18 protein-coding genes are annotated in these 18376 nt (G+C 66.8%); 11 read left to right on the forward strand and 7 right to left on the reverse strand.

The features are described from left to right. Positions 1-3 precede the first annotated feature (3 nt). A complete protein-coding gene (locus tag AC5Y46_RS06430; protein ID WP_499990459.1) occupies positions 4-525 on the reverse strand; it encodes a PadR family transcriptional regulator in 522 nt (173 codons plus the stop codon). Positions 526-680: 155 nt separating this feature from the next. Here AC5Y46_RS06430 and AC5Y46_RS06435 point away from each other — a divergent pair, with 155 nt between their 5' ends. Next, positions 681-1448, forward strand: coding sequence for a DUF3159 domain-containing protein (locus AC5Y46_RS06435; protein WP_499990486.1), 768 nt, complete (start codon positions 681-683; stop codon positions 1446-1448). A 31-nt stretch (positions 1449-1479) separates the two neighbouring features. Further along, positions 1480-2127, forward strand: coding sequence for a TetR/AcrR family transcriptional regulator (locus tag AC5Y46_RS06440; protein ID WP_499990460.1), 648 nt, complete (start codon positions 1480-1482; stop codon positions 2125-2127). Between the two features lie 27 nt (positions 2128-2154). On the opposite strand, the gene AC5Y46_RS06445 is transcribed toward AC5Y46_RS06440, so the two are convergent. Continuing rightward, positions 2155-3276, reverse strand: coding sequence for a DUF1214 domain-containing protein (locus tag AC5Y46_RS06445; protein ID WP_499990462.1), 1122 nt, complete (start codon positions 3274-3276; stop codon positions 2155-2157). Positions 3277-3338: 62 nt separating this feature from the next. Here AC5Y46_RS06445 and AC5Y46_RS06450 point away from each other — a divergent pair, with 62 nt between their 5' ends. Beyond that, entirely contained in the window at positions 3339-4598 is a 1260-nt protein-coding gene (locus AC5Y46_RS06450) for a sulfotransferase family protein (protein ID WP_499990463.1), read from the forward strand. Here AC5Y46_RS06450 and AC5Y46_RS06455 read toward each other — a convergent pair. Continuing rightward, positions 4582-5316, reverse strand: a complete 735-nt coding sequence (locus AC5Y46_RS06455; protein ID WP_499990464.1) for a 3'(2'),5'-bisphosphate nucleotidase CysQ — start codon at positions 5314-5316, stop codon at positions 4582-4584. The two genes, AC5Y46_RS06450 and AC5Y46_RS06455, sit on opposite strands and share 17 nt — an antisense overlap. Positions 5317-5380: 64 nt before the next feature. After that, positions 5381-6544, reverse strand: coding sequence for an acyl-CoA dehydrogenase family protein (locus AC5Y46_RS06460; RefSeq protein ID WP_499990487.1), 1164 nt, complete (start codon positions 6542-6544; stop codon positions 5381-5383). Positions 6545-6723: 179 nt separating this feature from the next. Between AC5Y46_RS06460 and AC5Y46_RS06465 the strand changes: the two genes are divergently transcribed. Then, positions 6724-7956: a serine/threonine-protein kinase gene (locus AC5Y46_RS06465; protein WP_499990465.1), complete on the forward strand. Its 1233-nt coding sequence runs from the start codon at positions 6724-6726 to the stop codon at positions 7954-7956. Position 7957: 1 nt separating this feature from the next. Here the strand turns inward: AC5Y46_RS06465 and AC5Y46_RS06470 are convergent, their stop codons facing one another. Continuing rightward, the gene (locus tag AC5Y46_RS06470; protein ID WP_499990466.1) at positions 7958-8743 is read right to left on the reverse strand and encodes an SDR family NAD(P)-dependent oxidoreductase; all 786 of its coding nucleotides are present in this window, start codon (positions 8741-8743) and stop codon (positions 7958-7960) included. A 96-nt stretch (positions 8744-8839) separates the two neighbouring features. Beyond that, positions 8840-9274 (reverse strand): SRPBCC family protein, encoded by a 435-nt coding sequence (locus tag AC5Y46_RS06475; protein WP_499990467.1) that lies wholly within the window; start codon positions 9272-9274, stop codon positions 8840-8842. A gap of 181 nt (positions 9275-9455) precedes the next feature. Between AC5Y46_RS06475 and AC5Y46_RS06480 the strand changes: the two genes are divergently transcribed. Further along, positions 9456-10235: an SDR family oxidoreductase gene (locus AC5Y46_RS06480; RefSeq protein WP_499990468.1), complete on the forward strand. Its 780-nt coding sequence runs from the start codon at positions 9456-9458 to the stop codon at positions 10233-10235. A 357-nt stretch (positions 10236-10592) separates the two neighbouring features. Then, positions 10593-10985, forward strand: coding sequence for a DoxX family protein (locus AC5Y46_RS06485; protein ID WP_499990469.1), 393 nt, complete (start codon positions 10593-10595; stop codon positions 10983-10985). Here the strand turns inward: AC5Y46_RS06485 and AC5Y46_RS06490 are convergent. Beyond that, the gene (locus tag AC5Y46_RS06490; protein ID WP_499990470.1) at positions 10982-11347 is read right to left on the reverse strand and encodes a bleomycin resistance protein; all 366 of its coding nucleotides are present in this window, start codon (positions 11345-11347) and stop codon (positions 10982-10984) included. The genes AC5Y46_RS06485 and AC5Y46_RS06490 overlap by 4 nt on opposite strands. Positions 11348-11392: 45 nt before the next feature. Here AC5Y46_RS06490 and AC5Y46_RS06495 point away from each other — a divergent pair, with 45 nt between their 5' ends. The 5 genes from AC5Y46_RS06495 (at position 11393) to AC5Y46_RS06515 (ending at position 18371) form a co-directional block, all read left to right on the forward strand. Then, complete coding sequence (locus AC5Y46_RS06495) at positions 11393-14074, forward strand: ATP-binding protein (protein ID WP_499990471.1); 2682 nt, start codon at positions 11393-11395, stop codon at positions 14072-14074. Positions 14075-14158: 84 nt separating this feature from the next. Continuing rightward, the gene (locus AC5Y46_RS06500) at positions 14159-15148 is read left to right on the forward strand and encodes an NAD(P)H-dependent flavin oxidoreductase (RefSeq protein ID WP_499990472.1); all 990 of its coding nucleotides are present in this window, start codon (positions 14159-14161) and stop codon (positions 15146-15148) included. After that, complete coding sequence (locus tag AC5Y46_RS06505) at positions 15145-15534, forward strand: nuclear transport factor 2 family protein (RefSeq protein WP_499990473.1); 390 nt, start codon at positions 15145-15147, stop codon at positions 15532-15534. Before AC5Y46_RS06500 ends, AC5Y46_RS06505 begins: the two co-directional genes overlap by 4 nt. Before the next feature lie 129 nt (positions 15535-15663). Continuing rightward, positions 15664-17598, forward strand: a complete 1935-nt coding sequence (locus AC5Y46_RS06510; RefSeq protein ID WP_499990474.1) for a methyltransferase domain-containing protein — start codon at positions 15664-15666, stop codon at positions 17596-17598. After that, positions 17595-18371 (forward strand): glutamate racemase, encoded by a 777-nt coding sequence (locus AC5Y46_RS06515; protein ID WP_499946039.1) that lies wholly within the window; start codon positions 17595-17597, stop codon positions 18369-18371. Before AC5Y46_RS06510 ends, AC5Y46_RS06515 begins: the two co-directional genes overlap by 4 nt. Positions 18372-18376: the final 5 nt, after the last annotated feature.

The raw sequence follows: 18376 nt of genomic DNA on the forward strand, positions 1-18376 counted from the left end.
ACCTCACGCCCGCTTGTCGAGCCGCTCGATGACCCACTCGGCCCAGTCCATCTCGTGTTGCGTCCAGCGCAATCCCTGCTCGAGCACGGCGCGGGCGAAGAACGCGTCGTGGTCTTCCGACCAGTCGTAGGAGTCGAGGATCTTGCGATAGTGGGCGTGTTCCTGCCTGGCCACGGTCTGCAGGGATTCCAGATATTCCCGCGCCCGTTCGGGCGGCAGCTGCCCGAGCAGAAAGACGCGCAGCATCGCGGCGTTGCGGATCGGTGGATCCTCCTGCGGCGCCAACATCCAGCGATGCAGTTCGGCCCGGCCGGCATCGGTGATCGCGTACTCCTTGCGGCCCCGCGGGCCGCGGTCGGAGACCTCGATCAGCTTCTCGGCGGCGAGCTTGTTGAGCTCGCCGTAGAGCTGGCTCTGGGTTGCCGGCCACATGTTGTCCATCGACTCTTTGAACCGTTTCAGCAGGTCGTACCCACTGCCGGGTTCCTGGGACAGCAACCCGAGCGCGGCATGTCGTAGGCTCACCCGCCCATCCTAACCATCCGGTATTGACATGTCACTACTGATAGGTCATTATCGACATGTCAGTTTAGAAACGTTTTGGAGAACAGCTCATGACCCAGACAGTCCTCTTCGCCAACCGCGACCGGCAGCGGTCCGAGCGCCGCAGTGCCGGCAGCATGCTCGACGGATTCCTCAAGTCGCCCTTTTGCGGCATCGCGCCCTGGGCGCTGTTGTCGGTCCTGTCCCAACCCGGCCGCTTCGAGGTCGCAGTCGTTGCGGCGCTGGGTTTCTCGGTCCTGGTGATGCTGATTGGTCTTGTCCGCAACATCAAGATTCACTCGCTGGAGATGTTCGGCGCGGCGTTCTTCGGTGCGATGGCAATCGTCGGCTTGTTCGCCACGCACGACGTGATCCGCTTTCTGGAAGTGTGGGCCGGCGAGATCACCAACATCTCACTGGCGATGTTCGCCTGGTTCTCCGTGCTCATCCGCAAGCCCTTCACCATGGCCTACGCCAAAGACACCACACCGCAAGAGCATTGGGGTAGCCCGTTGTTCAAACAGATCAACAAGGTGATCTCGGCGGTGTGGGTCGGCGCGTTCACGTTCGCGGCGGGCGTCGGCTTCGTCGGCGACTACGTGCTGGGCGACCCGGGCAACTTCTGGACCGGCTGGATCCTGCAGCTTGGCGCGATCTTCTTGGCGGTCGCGTTCACCGAGTTCTACCCCGACTACGCCTCGGCCATGTCCGCACTCGACAACGGAGAGCCGGCGCAGGTCCCCTCGATCCTGCAGATCCTGGACTGGCTGCCTACGTTCATCATCGTGACCGGGATCGCCGGCCTGGCGACCGCGTCCATCGACACCGTCGTCGGCGTCGTGCTGATCGTGGTCGGCGGCGCGATCTCGGGCGTCCTGGCGAAGTTGCCGCCTGACCGGATTTGACAGCCGCACCCTCACCGTATGATTACTCACCGTGGGCCGAAAGGGTTGGGGCGGAGCGCCGCCCGCGGACGACGAGGAGGCGCGCAAGCGCATTGTCGACGCGGCTATCCGCAGCCTGGAGCAGCGCGGCCCACGACAGACGAGCATCTCGGTCATCGCTGACGACCTGGGCGTCACCCGACCTACCGTCTACCGGTATTTCCCGACGATCGACGACCTGGTCACGGCGGCCGGCGAAGTCGCCCTGGGTGGATGGACCGGGCGGATCGCCGACCTCGCCTCCGGTATCAGCGATCCCGTCGACCTGCTCGTCGAAACGGTCGCCTATCTCGTCGAGCAACTACCCGGTGAACCGTTGCTGATGATGCTCCTGGACGCCGAACGGGCCAAGCTGACCAGCCGGCAGATGGTCGTCGGAACGGCACTGAAGCGGTCGCGACTTCTGCTGGAACATACCGGAATCGATTGGGCCACATTGGGATACCGGGGAAAGGACTTCGACGACCTGGTCGAGTACCTGCTACGGCTGGTGCAGTCCATGGTGCTGGCGCCCCCGGACCCACCGCGCTCGGCGGCGCAGTTGCGTAAGGTGCTGCGCCACTGGATCGGCCCGGTGGTGCTGACCCCGCCCCGTTCCCTGCCGAGCAGACGTAAAAGCCCCCGAAAACGTCCCGTTTGAGGGGCTTTTACGTCTGCTCGCGCAACGTTAGGTGACCGTCCGCGGGGCTTGGGAGGCAGGCATCACGGCGGTGACGGGCTGTGCCGGCAGTTCGTCGGCGTGAAACCAGCGGAACGACAGCAGCCCTTCCGGATGGTCCTTGGTCGAGATCGCGTTGGGATGCTCGAGTTGGTGCCGGGCGATCACGATGGTGACGGTGCCGTCGCTGTTGGGTACCGCGGAGCCGCAGTTGATGCCGCCGCGGCCGTATTCCAGATCCGGCGCGGCCATGTACTGATTCCACAGCGTCAGATTCCAGAACCGGCACGGCGGATGAACCGAGGTGATCACCAGTGCCTCGTCGGGCTCCAGAGCATAGGTGCCCAACGAGTAGACCGCATTCTGCATCGAGTAGCCGTGCGTGGCGGCGCCGGCACGGTAGGGCGGGGCAAAGGCATTGCTGAACTCGCTCTGTCCTGGGAATACCAGCGGCACGATGGCGAACATGTCCTGCGCGCAGCGCAACGCTGCCCGTAACGACTGTGCCACTGCCGCATCGCTTTTCAGCGGGACAACGGGTTGTCCGCCATGGTCGACGACATCGATCGTCCAGTCCACCCGACGGGTACGCGCGGGATCCAGGTGGTAATCCCGGGTCAACACGCCGCGTGCGTCGCCGCCCAACTCGATGAACGGCCCGTCGTAACCCGACGGCCGCGCCGGGCCCAACACACAGGCGAACCGTCCTTCGGCATCCAGGGGCATGTCCTCGTCGTAGAGCACGCCGACCGTGCGATTGGGCCAGGCACCGGGCTCGGGTTCGTTGTAGACGGCGACCGAATACATCGCGCTGCCGTTCGGCGCGCCACTGACGCGGTAGGTGCGGCGCGGGTCGACGACGGCATAGCTGTAGTAAGCGTCGGTGTTGTCACCGCCCCAGCGACGGTCGTGCCGAAACGGCGTCAACAGATCGGCGAAACGGGGTGCCACCGGATCCCCGAAGACGTTCACGTCGAAGGCCATCCCGAGCATGGTGGCCAGAAACCGATATCCCTCGGCGACGGCGGCCTCGCCGCGTACCGCCTTGGCGCCCTCGAGGAAGAGTTTGTCGAAATCAGCGAAGGCGCTGAGAAGTTCGCGCCACGCCGCCGAACTTTCGGGTGCAACCATCCGATCAAGATACACCAGCGCGGATGTTGTAAAATCTGCACCGCTGGGAGTATGGTCCGACGGTGACCGACGTCGTGCACATCACCGACCTCGCCAGACCGACTTTCACGCCCGAAGCGCAGGCGATCATCGACGGCATGGCCGCGATGGCCGAGTACTGCCCGCTCACCGTGGACGGCTTGCACGAGCAAGCGTCCGCACAGACCGGTCTGACCGACTTCGGCGACCAGGATTACCGCGAACGAATGGCGGTGCTGCTACATGCCTTTGGCGAGTTGCCCCACTTCACCGCGTTCGGCCGCACCTACGCGTTCTCACTGATGCTGACCTTCCTCAAGGGTCGGCTGCGCGTCATCGACCACCTGAAGCGACACCCGGAGATCTTCGACGTCGAGATCGAGGCGCCGCTGGTGATCGCGGGGTTGCCACGCACCGGTACCACGCACCTGCACAGCCTGCTCGCGGCCGATCCGGCGCTGCGGTCGCTGCCGTACTGGGAGGCTCAGGAGCCGCTGCCCGCGCCTGGCGAGGAGGGCACCATCGAGCCGCGCCGCCTGCGCACCGGCGACGCGCTGAACATCTCGAACACGTTGATGCCGTATTTCACGTTGATGCACGAGATGACGATCGACCACATCCACGAGGACATCGGGCTGATGGTTCAGGACTTCTCCAGCGGGTTCTTCACCACGCTCACTCATCTGCCGAGATGGTCGGATTATCTGCGCGACAACGATCAGACGCCGGGCTACCAATTTCTGCGGATGATGTTGCAGGTGCTGCAGCACCAGGACGGGTACGACCGGCGCTGGGTGCTCAAGTCGCCGCAGCATCTCGAGCAGTTCGTCCCGATCCTGAACGTCTTTCCCGACGCGACGTTCGTCATCACCCACCGCGACCCGGTCGACGTCTCGATCTCGATGGCCACGATGATGACCTACACCATGCGCATGTCGGTGGATCAGGTCGACGTGCACACCGTCGCCGACTACTGGATCACCCGCATCGACGAGTTGCTCAGCGCATGCCTTCGCGACCACGACAAGTTGCCGGCCGAGCGCACCATCGACGTCCGGTTCGACGAGTTCATGGCCGACGATCTGGCCATGGTGCAACGCGTTTGGGACGTCGCGCGCTACGCCCCCTCCCCCGAGTCACGCACCGCGGTCGCTGACTATCTGGCCGGGCACCGCCGCGGCCGGCTGGGCCGGGTCGAGTACCACCCCGAGGATCTCGGATTGGACAGGAACGAGCTGAGACGACGGTTCGCGCCGTATGTCGAGCGGTTCGTCGACAGGACGAGCGTCACGAGCCGCGGGTGACGGCGAGTACGGCCTCGGCCAACTCGGGCCGGCACACCACCAGGTCCGGCAGTTTGGGATCGGGCTGGTTGTAGGCCAACGCCGACCCGTCGATGCGTGAGGTATGCAGGCCGGCGGCCCGGGCGACGGCTACCGGCGCGGCCGAGTCCCATTCGAACTGTCCCCCGGCATGGACGTAGACATCGGACACGCCCTGCACGATCGAAGCCACTTTTGCTCCGGCAGAACCCATTTCGACCAGGGTGCCGTCCAGCGCTTCGCGCACCGCCAGCGCGATCGCGGGTGGGCGGGTGCGCGACACCACGATGCGGGGCTTCCCGGACCCGGCCGGCGGCGGCGCAACGGTCGGTGTCGCCAGGGTGATTCCCTGCGCCGGCAGCGCCACGGCGCCGGCCACCAGCTCACCGGCCTGCCACAACGCGACGTGCACCGCCCAGTCGGCACGCTCGAGCTCGGAGAATTCGCGGGTGCCGTCCAGCGGGTCGACGATCCAGACCCGCTCCGAGCGCAACCGGACCGGGTCGTCGGCGCCTTCCTCCGAAAGCACCGCGTCCCCTGGGCGCTCGTTGCTCAGTGCGTCCATCAGGAAATCGTGAGAGCGCTTGTCTCCAGCGGCTTTTCGCTCCTTCGCGTCGGCGCTGGCGAACTCCTCGCGGACGGTGAGCAGTAACGTGCCCGCTTGGGTGGCCAGTTGCGCGGCCAGGTCATGGTCATTCATGCAAGCGGCTACCTCAGCGGGATGGGGGGAAATGTTGGCTATATTAACCGACTTACCCACCTACTCAAAGCCCGAACTGGTCCTCGATGACACCCAGCCAGATCTGTGCCGAGTCGATGGCCACCTTCTCGCTGATGAACGCGTGCTGGGTGCCGGTGTAGATGTCGCGGAACGCGCGTTCGAGACGGCTCCCTTCGCGGATCGAGCTGGTGCCGGCCACCAGGTGTGACCACTCGGCACACTCGCGGGCGGTGTCGGTGGCGTAGACGGCGGCGGCGCGCATGTCCGCACGCAGGGTCGGGCTCAGATCGGCACCGGCGGCGACGGCGGATTCGGCGGCGCTGAACGCGTCGAGAACCAACAGCCGGGCCGCACGCCACGCCGAAACGTGGTGTGCCAACCCTTTCTGGAACGTCGGACGGCTGGCCAGCGACGCCATGTCGCTCATCCGGAACTTCGTCGCGGCCAGTTCGGCGACGTCGTCGAGCATGCTCTTGGCGACTCCGAGCGCCCAGGACGCGTGCCCGGCGGCAGTCACCGGCATCAGACCCATCCGCGCGGCCGGCGAGGTTCCGCGCCGCGGCTGGCGGTCGAACAGCCCGAATGTGCGTCGGGCCGGCACGAACACGTCCTGCACGCTGTAGTCGTAGGACCCGGTTCCCTTGAGGCCCTGCACATGCCAGCCGTCGTTGAACTGGATCTCCTCGCGCGCGATGACGGCCACCCGCATGTCGGGAACGCCTTCGCTGATCCAGCGCATCTCCCCGTTGTCCATCGGGAAGAAGCCCGCTGCGACGTACTGCGAGTGGCCGGTGCCGGAGCCGAAGCTCCACGACCCGGTGAGTCGGTAGCCGCCGTCGACGACGGCGCCCTGCCCGTTGGGAAAGAACTGTCCGCCCATCGTGACGTGGTTGTGGTGGGCGGTGAACACTTCAGCGAACCCGTCGTCGGGCAGATAGGTGGCGGCGGCGAACCTGGACGGCAGGTTGGCGATTCCGATCCAGCCGAAAGAGCCGTCCTGCCAAGCCATTTCGATCCACGTCTCGATCATCTCGGCCAGCGAGGGCTCGATCCCGCCGGCCTCGGGGGGGCTCAGCGACGTCATCAGCCCGCTGTCCCACATCTCGTCGACGATGGCGTCGGTCATGGTACGCAGCTGCTCGGATGCCGCGGCCTCGGCCTGTACCAGGTTGCGCATCCCGCGAGCTTGGGCGAGCACCTTGGACATCACCGGGCCGCCTGCTGTCCGTGTCATTTTGGTGTTCCTTTTCCAGTCAGCTTGCGACTCGAACAGTATGCACCCGCGCCCAGGTTTCAATTTCTCCGATTCCGGCTAATCCACGTGTGCGAAATTGCGCGGGACCAAGTATGCGTCCGTCGATAGCGGCACGAGGGGCACCGACCAGAATGAGAACGCATCCTCCGAGCTCCGCCCCCCTTCAAACTGGCAGTGCCTCAACAGCATTGGAACCGAGGGCTACGCTGTGCGGTCGCTATCAACTCGGGCCGGTCCTGGGTCGTGGTGGCATGGCGGAGGTTCGCGAAGGTCTCGATCTGAAGCTCGGCCGTCCAGTGGCGATCAAACTGTTGCACTCCGAAGGCGGTCGGGCCCAAGACCGGGTGCGGTTCGAGACTGAGGCGCGCGTCGCCGCGGCACAGACCAGCCCGCACATCGTGGTCGTCCATGATGTCGGCGAGCATGAGGGGTTGCCCTTCATCGTGATGGAGCGGCTGCCGGGCGTGTCGCTTGCCGACCACATCGCGCGAGGCCCACTGGAGCCGGCCTTCGTACGGTCCGTTCTCGACAGCATCCTCGCCGCGTTGATCGTCGCTCATGACGCCAGGGTGCTGCACCGCGACGTCAAGCCGGGCAACGTGTTGTTCACCGCCGCCGGGGAGGCGAAGCTGGGGGACTTCGGAATCGCCAAGACCAACGGCGGGGCCCACACGATGACTGGCGAGATCCTGGGCAGCATGGCTTACCTGAGCCCGGACCGGTTGACCGGCAAACCGGCCACACCCGCAGACGACTTGTATGCCGTCGGCGTGGTTGGCTACGAGGCCCTGACCGGACGCCGACCGTTCCCGCAGACGAATCTCGGTGCCCTGGCTCGGGCGATCCTGCACGACTCGCCGGCGCCACTGTCGTCGCTGCGACCCGATGCTCCCCACAGCCTTGCGGCCGTGATCGAGCGGTCGATGGCGCGTGATCCCGCCGAGAGGTTCGAAGAAGCCGCAGCGATGCGTGCCGCGCTGACCGGTACCGGTCCGGCGTTCGTATCGCTTCCTCCGCGGACGTCTCCCCCGCCTACGAGAGCGATGACGGCACCACTTCCGAGTTCCGGCACCTACTCCTATGTGGGTCCGCCGCCTCAACCGAGCCTCGGCAGACGCAGGTGGTGGGCGGTGGCGCTCGTCGCGACCTTGCTGCTGGCAGCGATCCTGATTGCGGTCGGCAAGCCGTCCTCGGCACCACCGTCATCGCCGGTCACCACCACCACGCCCGCGCCGCCACCGCCGAGCACCACGCCGACGACGACGCCGCCCACATCGGCGGCGGAGACCAGCAGTGTCCCCGCGCCGGCACCGGGTCCGCCGCAGAACCCCCGCAAAAAACCCAAAGGCGGCAAGAACCACTGACTCAGTCGGGGAAGCCGAACATCTGCACGACCTCATGGTCGCGGCCGGCCGTATACCCGCCGTCGACCGCAATGGCCTGCCCCGTCACGAACGACGCATCCGGCGACACCAGGAAAGCCGCCATGGCCGCGACCTCTTCGGGACGGCCCAACCGTTGCAGCGCGTGCTCCCTGGTGATCGAGGCGCGCGGACCCTCCATCCCCGGCATCCCGAAAACGCTTTCGGCCAAAGGGGTTTCGATGAAGCCCGGGCAGATTGCGTTGGCCCGGATGCCGCTGGGACCGTAGTCGACCGCGATGTTCTTGGTCAGCAGCACCACCCCGGCCTTGGCGGCGTTGTAGGAGCTGCCCCCCGCGGTGCCCTCCAGACCTTCGACGCTGGCCAGCGTCACGATCGAGCCGCGCTCTCCGTCGACCCGGGGCTGCTCGATCATCCGGGCCAGCGCGGCCTTGGCCACCAGGAATGTCCCGGTGAGGTTGACCGCGATGACCCTCTCCCATTCGGAGCGGGGAAGCAGATGTACCGGCCCACCGCCGGCCACCCCGGCGGAATGGACGACGCCATCGAGGCGGTCGGGAACCGCGGCGAACACCGCCTCGACCGCGGCCTCGTCGCTGATGTCGGCCGTCACGAAGTGGAACTGGGCGCCGAGGTCAGGCGGTGCGGCCACGTCGGCGCCGATGACGGTGCCACCTTCGTCGAGCAGACGCTGCGCGGTGGCCAGGCCGATACCCGACGCGGCGCCGGTCACGACGAAGGTGCGCGAACGGGCCCGGTCAGCGTTCATGTGTCCAGCCAATCCGGACTACCCCTCGACGGCCGCATTGGACTGATGGAAAAAGTCTTGCACCGCGACCGCCCGTGCGGCGGGCGTTTCTGAGATTCACTTCTCTACTTCCCTGGCGCAGGCGTTCAGGATCGCCAGGAAGCTCCATCGCAGCAGCGGGCGGCTGATCTTTTCCATCGCCTTGCCGCCGGCGTACAGCGGGTGGGTGTAGTTGGTCAGCCAGTCGACGTGGGTGCCCTCACCGGTGGGAGTGAACGTCAACGTGCCACCGTCGTGGTCGAACGCGGGCACCGAACGCACGATCAGGTAGGTGTAGCTGTGCGGTCGGTCGTAGGCGGTGATGTCCTCGCGGAACCACATGCCGGTCCCCCACACTTCCCGAGTCGCGCCGGTGCCGGGCGCCGGGGAGCCTTTCGCCCATCCCGATCTGATGACCAACGGCGCCGCCGCCAGGCTGGCGGGGTCGGCCAACCAGTCGAAGACCCGTTCCACGGGTGCCGTGATGGTGCGTTCCAGGTGAATCTCGACCATGAGATCTCCTACCTCGCCGCGATGGGCATCGAAGTGGCCGTGTCTGACCCCGGCGGAGCCCCGGGCCGGTGTCCAGCGAGTCAGCCTCAGCCTGAACAGGCACCCGGGGGCGATGGTAGCGTCCGCACATTTCCCGTCCGATTCCCGGTTATCCCCAGCCATCGGCGGGAACGATCTGGGTGTGGCCACCAAAACCGTCGCCGTCACCGGCGCGACCGCAGGAATCGGCCGGGCAACGGCCCTTCGCTTCGACCGCGCGGGTTACCGCGTCGCCGCCTACGGCCGCAACCCCGCGGCACTCGACGAGCTACGTGAGCAATTGAGCCCCGGCGCCGTCGTCGACTCGCTGGAGGTGCAGGACGCCGACGCCTGGGCCACCCGGCTGGGCGAGCTGGCCGAACATACCGGCGGACAGCTGGACGTGCTGGTCAACAACGCCGGCATCCTCAAGGCGGGCCGCTTCGCCGAGATACCGCTGTCCGATCAGCTCGGCATCATCGACGTCAACGTCAAGGGCACCCTCAACGGCTGCCATTCGGCCTATCCCTATCTGCGCGCGACACCCAACGCGCAGGTCATCAACATGTCCTCGGCGTCGGCGATGTACGGGCAGGCCGAGTTGGCGACGTACTCGGCTTCCAAGTTCGCGCTGCGCGGGCTCACCGAGGCACTCGACCTGGAATGGGCCGCCGACGACATCCGGGTGTGCGCCGTGTGGCCGCTGTTCGTCGACACCGGCATGGTCCAGGGCGTCGACACCGGCAGCACCCGCACGATGGGAATCAACCTCACGGCCGACGACGTCGCCGAGACGGTGTTCAAGATCGCCCAGGGCCGCCCCCGGCTGCCGCACGGTCCGCACTTCGCGGTCGGCAAGCAGGCCAAGGCGCTGATGACGATCGCCCACATCGCGCCACCGTGGGTGCTGCGGGAGATCAACCACCGCGCCACCGGCGTCTAGTACGTGTCGGTGGTCTGCTGGTTCTGACATGACGCGGCGGTTGAGTCCAGCAGGGTCCGCGCCGGGAATGGTGTAGCACTCGACTTCCGAATTCCCGGCTCGAGCACGGGTTCACCCCGGCCGGTTGGGACGTTCGGTTGCTGCATGACTTCGGTTGTGAAGCCTGGGCGTTGAGTGTGAAGTGACGGCTTTCGGTGTGGAGCCTGGGCGGAAAAATCGGCAGGATCCCGCCCAGGCTTCACCCGCAACGCCCAGGATTCACGCGCAACGCCCAGGCTTCACGCGCCGAAACCTGATTCACCGCAGCGCGGCGACGTCTAGTGCGGACCGATTCGCGCGGCAGGTAACAATGAGGGAATGACCTCCACAGAATTAGCCCGGCGTGACTCTGTCCAGAAAACCGCGTCCCGGATGGGTGCGGGGTTGGTCGGAATGGGGGTTCTGCACTTCGTGGCGCCCAAGCCGTTCGACGACATCATCCCGGTCGAGCTGCCGGGCACCGCGCGGTTCTACACCCACGCTTCGGGCGTGGCGGAGGTCGGCATCGGCGCGTTGCTGTTGGCGCCCGCCACCCGCAGACTCGGCGCGCTGGCGGCCATCACGCTGTTTCTGGGGGTCTGGCCGGGCAACATCAACATGGTCCGGCTGTGGTGGGACAAGCCCTGGTACATGCGTGCCATCGCCATTGCCCGTCTGCCACTTCAGATTCCGATGATCACTACCGCGCTGAAGATCTATCGGAACAGCTAGAGCGGTGAGCCGACCCGGTGCAGCGTGCCGTCCGGGTCGACGTACGCGAACTCCCGTAAGCCGTAAGGCGTGTCGTGCGGCGGATGCAGTCGACCGCCGAGACCGTCCAACGCTTTCCACTGCGCGTAGAGCGCGTCGGCGTCGCTGACGTAGAAGTACACGCCGGAGGCGGTGGTCAGCGGGTCGTGTTCGGCCCACTCGGTCAAGTGCAGGGACACCGGGCCGCGGTCGACGAACCCGTACCGATCCGGACCGTCGTAGCTGCGGACGTCGAATCCGAGCCGTCGGTAGCGCTCCAGAGCGGCATCGAGGTTTGTCACGGGCACGATCGGCGCCACCGAAGTGAATTGAGGTTCTGCCACGTGAGAAGTCTGTCACCTGGTTGCGGACTGTGGCATTCTGCCTGAGTGACCGCACTTCCGGGGGTTGCGCCTACCGGGATCGTGACGTTCTTGTTCACCGACGTGGAGGGTTCGACGCGCCGGTGGGAGGCCGACGCCGCCGGCATGCGGACAGCGCTGGCCGCCCACGATCGGGTGCTTCGCCGCGCGATCGAAAGTTGCGGCGGATGGCTGTTCAAGCACACCGGCGACGGCGTGTGCGCCGCGTTCGCCTCGCCGCGCGCCGCGGTGGACGCCGCCCTGACCGCGCAGCGAGCACTGGAATTGCCGGTGCGCATGGGTTTGGCGACGGGAGAAGCCGAGCTGCGGGACGGAGACTATTTCGGTTCGGTGCTGAATCGCGCCGCCCGGGTGATGTCTGCCGGCCATGGCGGCCAGATCCTGTTGACCGATTCGACGGCCGGGTTGGTCAGCGGGGTCGACCTGATCGACCTCGGACCACGGCGACTGCGCGACCTGCCCACGCCGATCGGGGTATTCCAGGTCCGGGCGCCCGGACTGCGGGTCGAGTTTCCCGCACTGCGCGCCCTGGACACCAGTCGCGGCAACCTGCGGCCGACGTTGACGAGTTTCGTCGGACGCGAGTCCGAGCTCGATCAGGTACGGGCGGCACTGAAGGTTCACCGGTTGGTGACGCTGGCCGGCGTGGGAGGGGTCGGCAAGACCCGCCTCGCATTGGAGGTCGGGGCGCGGATGTCGGACGAATTTCCCGACGGCGTCTGGTTTTTCGAGTTGGGGGCGGTCACCGACCCGGCCGCCGTCCCCGATGCGGTGGCCGCCGTCTTGGGCATCATGCAGCAACCGGGCAAGAGCGTGGCCGAGAGCGTCGCCTCCGCGCTGGAAGGTCGAGTGCGGTTGTTGATCTTCGACAACTGCGAACACCTGCGCGACGCCGCAGCCGACCTGATCGAGGTGATCCTCACCCCGTCCTCGAGTGTGCGGATCCTGGCGACCAGCCGCGAACGTCTCGAAGTCGCCGACGAACAAGTGTGGTCGGTGCCTTCCCTGGAGTTGGCAGGCGGCATCGCCTCGGCGGCTGCGAGCTTGTTCGTCGAACGCGCACAGAGTGTTTCGGCGCGGTTCTCGGCCGCTGACGCCGAGGATGAAAACGCCGTCGTCGAGATCTGCCGCCGGTTGGACGGAATCCCGTTGGCCATTGAACTCGCCGCGTCCCGGATGGCGTCGATGTCGCCGATCGAAGTGCGCGACCGGCTCGACCACCGATTCCGGCTGCTGGTCGGCTCCCGGCGCGGGTTGAGTCGGCATCAGACACTGCGGCACGCGGTGGCATGGTCCTACGACCACTTGGACGAACCGGAACAGGTTCTGCTGGAACGCTGTTCGACGTTCACCGGTGGGTTCGACCTGGAAAGTGCTTGCGCGGTAGCAGCCGTCGATGCCAGTGACGACTACGAAATCCTGGACTTACTGGATGCGTTGGTGCGCAAGTCGCTGGTGGTCGTGAACCGGATGGCGGGCCGGACACGGTATGCGATGCTGGAGACCATCCGGGAGTTCGCCGAGGAGCAATTGGTCAATCACGGTGTAGCACAGGATGTTCGAAACGCGCATGCCCGTCACTTCGCCCGCCGGATCACCGATGTCATGACCGTGTGGGACAGTCCGGAGCAGTGCGAGGCGTACGCGTGGTTCACCGTCGAGCTGGCCAATCTGCGTACTGCCTTCCGCTGGACCGTAGACCGTCGAGACCTCGACGGCGGCGCCACCATCGCCGCATACTCGGCTTTCCTGGGTTATTCGCTGGACATCTTCGAACCGCTGTCGTGGGCGGAAGAATTGCTGGAACCCGCTGTCGCTGCGGACCATCCGTGGCTGACTTTTCTCACCCTGCTGGCGTCGATGTGTTATTCGGCCGGACGGCTGGAGGACGCGGTGCCACATGCCGAAGCCGCCGTGACGTTGCTCGAACGCGATCAGGGCGCGGTGCCCTTCGACGTGTGGGGTTGGCCCAGTGGGGCGTTCACCGTGAGCGGGCAGCGACAGCGCGGTGTCGAATTGAGCCGCAGGCAGTTGGCGCGTCATGGCGATGTATTGACCTTGACCAGGGGCTGTCTGATTTTCGCGCTGGCGATCGAGGGTCCGAACGACGAGGCAATGGCGTTGTGCGACGGTTTGATCGAGGCGGCCGAAGCTACCCGCAATCCGCTCGCGCTCTGTTTCGCACTGCTTGCCGTCGGCTTCACGTTCCGCGACACCGATCCCGCCCGGGCCCTGACGGCGATGCGGCGCGGCCTGTCGATCGCGAAGGATTCCGGCAACCGCAGCAGCGTCTCCCATCTCGCGTCCGTGTTGTGCCGCGTCGAATCGCAGTACGGTGACCCGCTGGCCTCCCTCGACTACTTCGAGCTGGCCATCCGCAATCACCACGAGTCGGGCAGCACCACGATGATCAGCACGCCGCTGGCTCTGCTGGCGAGCTTTCTGGAGCGGCAGGGTCGTTTCCAGGCTGCCGCCACGCTCGCCGGTTCGGCGTTCACTCCGGTCACCGCCCAGTCGGTTCCCGAACTCAACGCTCTTGTCGCCAAGCTGCGCGACGTGCTGGGCCGCGACGTCTATGAATCCTGCACGCGCGCCGGTGCCGCCATGTCCACCGCCGCGATGGCGAACTATGCCTACGAACAGATCGAGCAGACCCGAACGGAACTCCGGGCCGGCGGCGCGTGCTGAGCTCGATCGGCATCCCGGCGCTGCCGGGCAAAACGGCAACGCCTACCGTAGCTGGCGGAAACAGCACAAATAGGAGACGTCGAAGTGGCATTGACGACGAAGTTCACCGAGGCGTTCGGTGTCGAGCACCCGATCGCCCAGGGCGGCATGCAGTGGGTCGGTCGCGCGGAACTGGTTGCGGCGGTTGCGAATGCGGGCGCACTGGGCTTCATCACCGCGCTCACCCAGCCGACGCCGGCCGATCTGGCCAACGAGATCGCCAAGACGCGCGATCTGACGGACAAGCCGTTCGGGGTGAACCTGACGATCCTGCCCGCGATCAATCCGCCGCCCTACGACGAGTACCGGCAGGTGATCGTCGAGGCCGGCATCAAGATCGTCGAGACCGCCGGTTCCAACCCGGCGCCGCACCTGCCGATGTTTCACGACAACGGCATCAAAGTCCTGCACAAGTGCACCTCGGTGCGGCACGCGGTCAAAGCGCAGAGCCTGGGAGTCGACGGCATCAGCATCGACGGTTTCGAATGCGCCGGTCACCCCGGTGAGGACGACATCCCCGGGCTGGTGCTGATCCCGGCGGCGGCCGACAAGATCGAGATCCCGATGATCGCTTCCGGCGGCTTCGCCGACGCCCGCGGCCTGGTCGCGGCGCTGGCGCTGGGCGCCGACGGCATCAACATGGGCTCGCGGTTCATGTGCACCGCCGAATCCTGCATCCACCAGAACGTCAAGGAGGCCATCGTCGCCGGCGACGAGCGCGGCACCGAGCTGATCTTCCGCAGCTTGCGCAACACCGCGCGGGTCGCATCCAACGTGGTGTCCCGCGAGGTCGTCGAGATCCTCAAGGACGGCGGCAACTTCGAGGACATCAAGGACCTGGTGGCCGGGGTGCGGGGCCGCCGGGTGTTCGACGACGGCGACCTCGACGCCGGCATCTGGAGCGTCAGCACCGCGATGGGCCTGATCAACGACATCCCGACGGTCGGCGAGCTGGTGTCGCGGATCGTCAGCGAAGCCGAGGAGCTGATCACCGGGCGATTGGCAGGCATGACCGCGGCGCGGGCCTCGGTGTGACACCGCCCGTCATCCAGCGGTGGCTGGCCTTCATAGAGTCGGGCGGCGCCCCGGGCGCCCTGGACGAGTTGCTGGACGACGACGCGACGTTCTACTCCCCCGCCGTCTTCACCCCCCAGCAGGGCCGCGCCAAGACCCGCGCCTACCTGCAGGCAGCCGAAAAGCTGTTCGCGGGCAACAACTTCCGCTACCTCGAACACTGGTACAGCGAGAAGTCCGCGATCCTGCAGTTCAGCGCTGAGATCGACGGCATCACCGTCGAGGGCGTCGACATCATCCACTGGAACGACGCGGACAAGATCGTTTCGTTCAAGGTGATGATCCGCCCGCTCAAGGCGCTGCAGGCCATCATTCCGAAGATGGCCGAGCTGCTGGCCGCGACCTGATCGGTCCGGCCGGCTCGACCGCTCCAAGAATCTTCCAAGAATCCTTGTAGATCCCGGCGAGAGCGTTGCCTCGGTAACAACATCGTCACGACGGCCACTTCGGGCGGGTTCGTCGAAAAGGGATCATTCATGACCGACATCGCGCACCCGTCAGCACCGAGCACACGCGAACCGCTCGCCGAGTTGGCTCCGCTCCTTGACGCACTGGCTCGCGTCGCGGTGCGCGGCGACGTTCCCGGTCCCGAATTGCTGGCCCGCACTGCGGCGGCCCGCCCGCTGCTCTCGACGCTGGCGCAAGAACCCGGCGACGGTGAACCGTACTCCCGGTCGATCCTGCGGGTCGACGGCCAGGTGGAGATCATGCTCGCCCGCTGGCGTGCCGGGCACAGTTGCGCCCCGCACGATCACGGCGGATCGGGTGGTTTCGTGGTCGCGGTCGAAGGACTGTTCCACGAGCGGCGATTCGACTGGGCCGGAACACAACTCGCCGTCACCGAGAGCATAGTGCGCCAGCCGGACGCGGCCATCGAGATCTCGCCCGACGTCATCCACGACATGGCCGCCGACACAGGCGGTCTCACCCTGCACCTGTACAGCCCGCCGCCGGCGGGCATGCGGGTCTTCGACCTGGAGCGCGGTGAGGCGCTCGAGCTCGTCGGCGACTTCGGCGCGTGGATCCCGGCGGGTGATCACGTGCGGGTTCCCTTTGCCGACGTCGCGCCGAAAGCCCAGGAACGGCCGGTCATCTGGGTGGCGCACACCACGCACTACCGCGGCGGATCGGCCGAGTTCGCGGTGGCCGCTGCGACGATGGGGCGCGAGTTGGCCGCCGCGCACCCGGACGCCGAAGTGATCGTCTCCGGGGTTCGGGACAAGGCGGATTTCGAAACCGAACTCGCCTGGCTCGCCCTGTCCGGCCGGCTCATCAGCCAATTGCACTTGATCAGCCATTCGGGCATGTACGGCCCGATGTTCGGCTCGACGGACTGGCCTGAGCAGTTCTCGCCGCACGAATGGCGGGCCATGACGATCCCGTTCGCGCCCGATGGTCGCGCCTACTTTCACGCCTGCCGGACCGCGCGCTGGTTCGCTCCGTTCTTCGCCGACGTGTTCGGGGTGCCCACGTTCGGCAACCACAACTACACCACCGTGTCGCTTCGCAAGGACCGGTTTGCGTGGGCGGGCCGCCATCCGGCGGCTCGCCCGGATCTTTACCTGATCGCGGCTCCGGGCAAGAAGTCGCACGGCTGGGCCGGCAGCATGCGCAAGTACCTGGGCTGTCCCGCCGAGCCGATGATCGAAAGCCTGCCCGCCGCAACCCAACCCGGGCGTTCCTATGACCGGGTCGCCGAGCTCTACGACCGCGCCTACGCCGACATCCGCGTCCGGGAAGCCGAGTGGCAGTGGGCCGCAAGCCGGTTGGCTGCGGTCCACGACGAGCTCGGCCGACGCGTGCGGATACTGGAAATCGGTTGCGGCAACGGATCTTTGCTGCGCGCGCTGGACGACAACGGCGACATCGACTTCGCCGTCGGGGTGGACAGTTCCGCGGCCATGCTGGCCCGGGCGCGGGAACGCAGCCACGGCCGCGCACGGCTGCGATTCGGTCAGGTCAGCGGACCCGCCCTGGACGTGCCCGACGACCACGTCGACGTGGTGATCTCCTTCCTGTCATTCCGCTATCTGGACTGGGATCCGGTAATGGCCGAGATCCGCCGGGTGCTTGCCCCCGGCGGACGGTTGTGGGTGGTGGACATGGTCGAACAGCCGGCGCGGATGCGCGACCTGCCCGTGCTGGCCCGTTCGGCCGTCGCGCACCTGCGTACCCGCCACACCCGGCCGCAGTTCGCCACCGACCTGACCGCGCTGACCACGCATGCGGACTGGCAAAACATGTTGCGGCACAACCCGATCCGGGCCGAGCACGAGTACCGCTGGTATTTCGGCAGCCGCTTTCCCGACAGCCGCCTGGAGACACTGACGGCAACCATGTCGGCGCGCGTCGTGGCTTTCGATTCCGGGCCCCTGGAAAAGGGGCAGACCGCCCCGTTGTCCTACCCATGACGCCATGCCTGGGCATCGTCGACTGGGGCATCGGCGGCGTCGGTCTGCTCAACGCCCTGGACCGGTCGGTGCCTGGACTGCCGGTGCTGTACTGGTCGGACGCCGGCGCCACACCCTATGGCCGGCTGCCGCCCGACGCGTTGGCCGAGCGCCTGATGACCGTGATTGCCGCCCTCGCCGAACGAGGCGCCACCGAGGTGGTGCTGGCATGCAACGCGGCCAGCACGGTCGTGGACCGGTTGAGGACGGCTGTCGTCCCGGTGGAAGGCATCATCACCCACGGATTGGCCTCGGTACCCGGGGACTTGGACCGCATCGGCGTCGTCGGTGGGCGGCGTACCATCGCCGCCGGTCAGTACCGCCGTGGTCTCGCCCGGCCGGGCCGAGAGGTGATGTGCCGTGTCGCACAACCACTTTCGGCGCACATTGAAGCCGGGCGCACCGGTTCGACGCAGTTCCAGGCCGATCTGGCCAGGATCGTCGCCCCGCTGCGACGGGCGGATGCGCTGGTGCTGGCCTGTACCCACTACCCCGCCGCATCCCGCTGGTTCACCGCGGCGCTACCACAGACCCGGCTGATCGATCCGGCTGAGCACATGGCGGCCGCGATCGCCGCCCGGTACCCGCACCATCAGCGCGCGGACCCGGCCGTCCGGCGGTTTCTCACCACAGGTGACCCGGATGCGATGCGCCGGGGCGCGGCCCGCGCCTGGGGGACGGTGTTGACGGCCACCGCCGTCCGGACGCCTGTGCGCACCGCGTTGGCCTCGTGAGCTGA

This window comes from Mycobacterium sp. NGS59, from assembly GCF_059812345.1.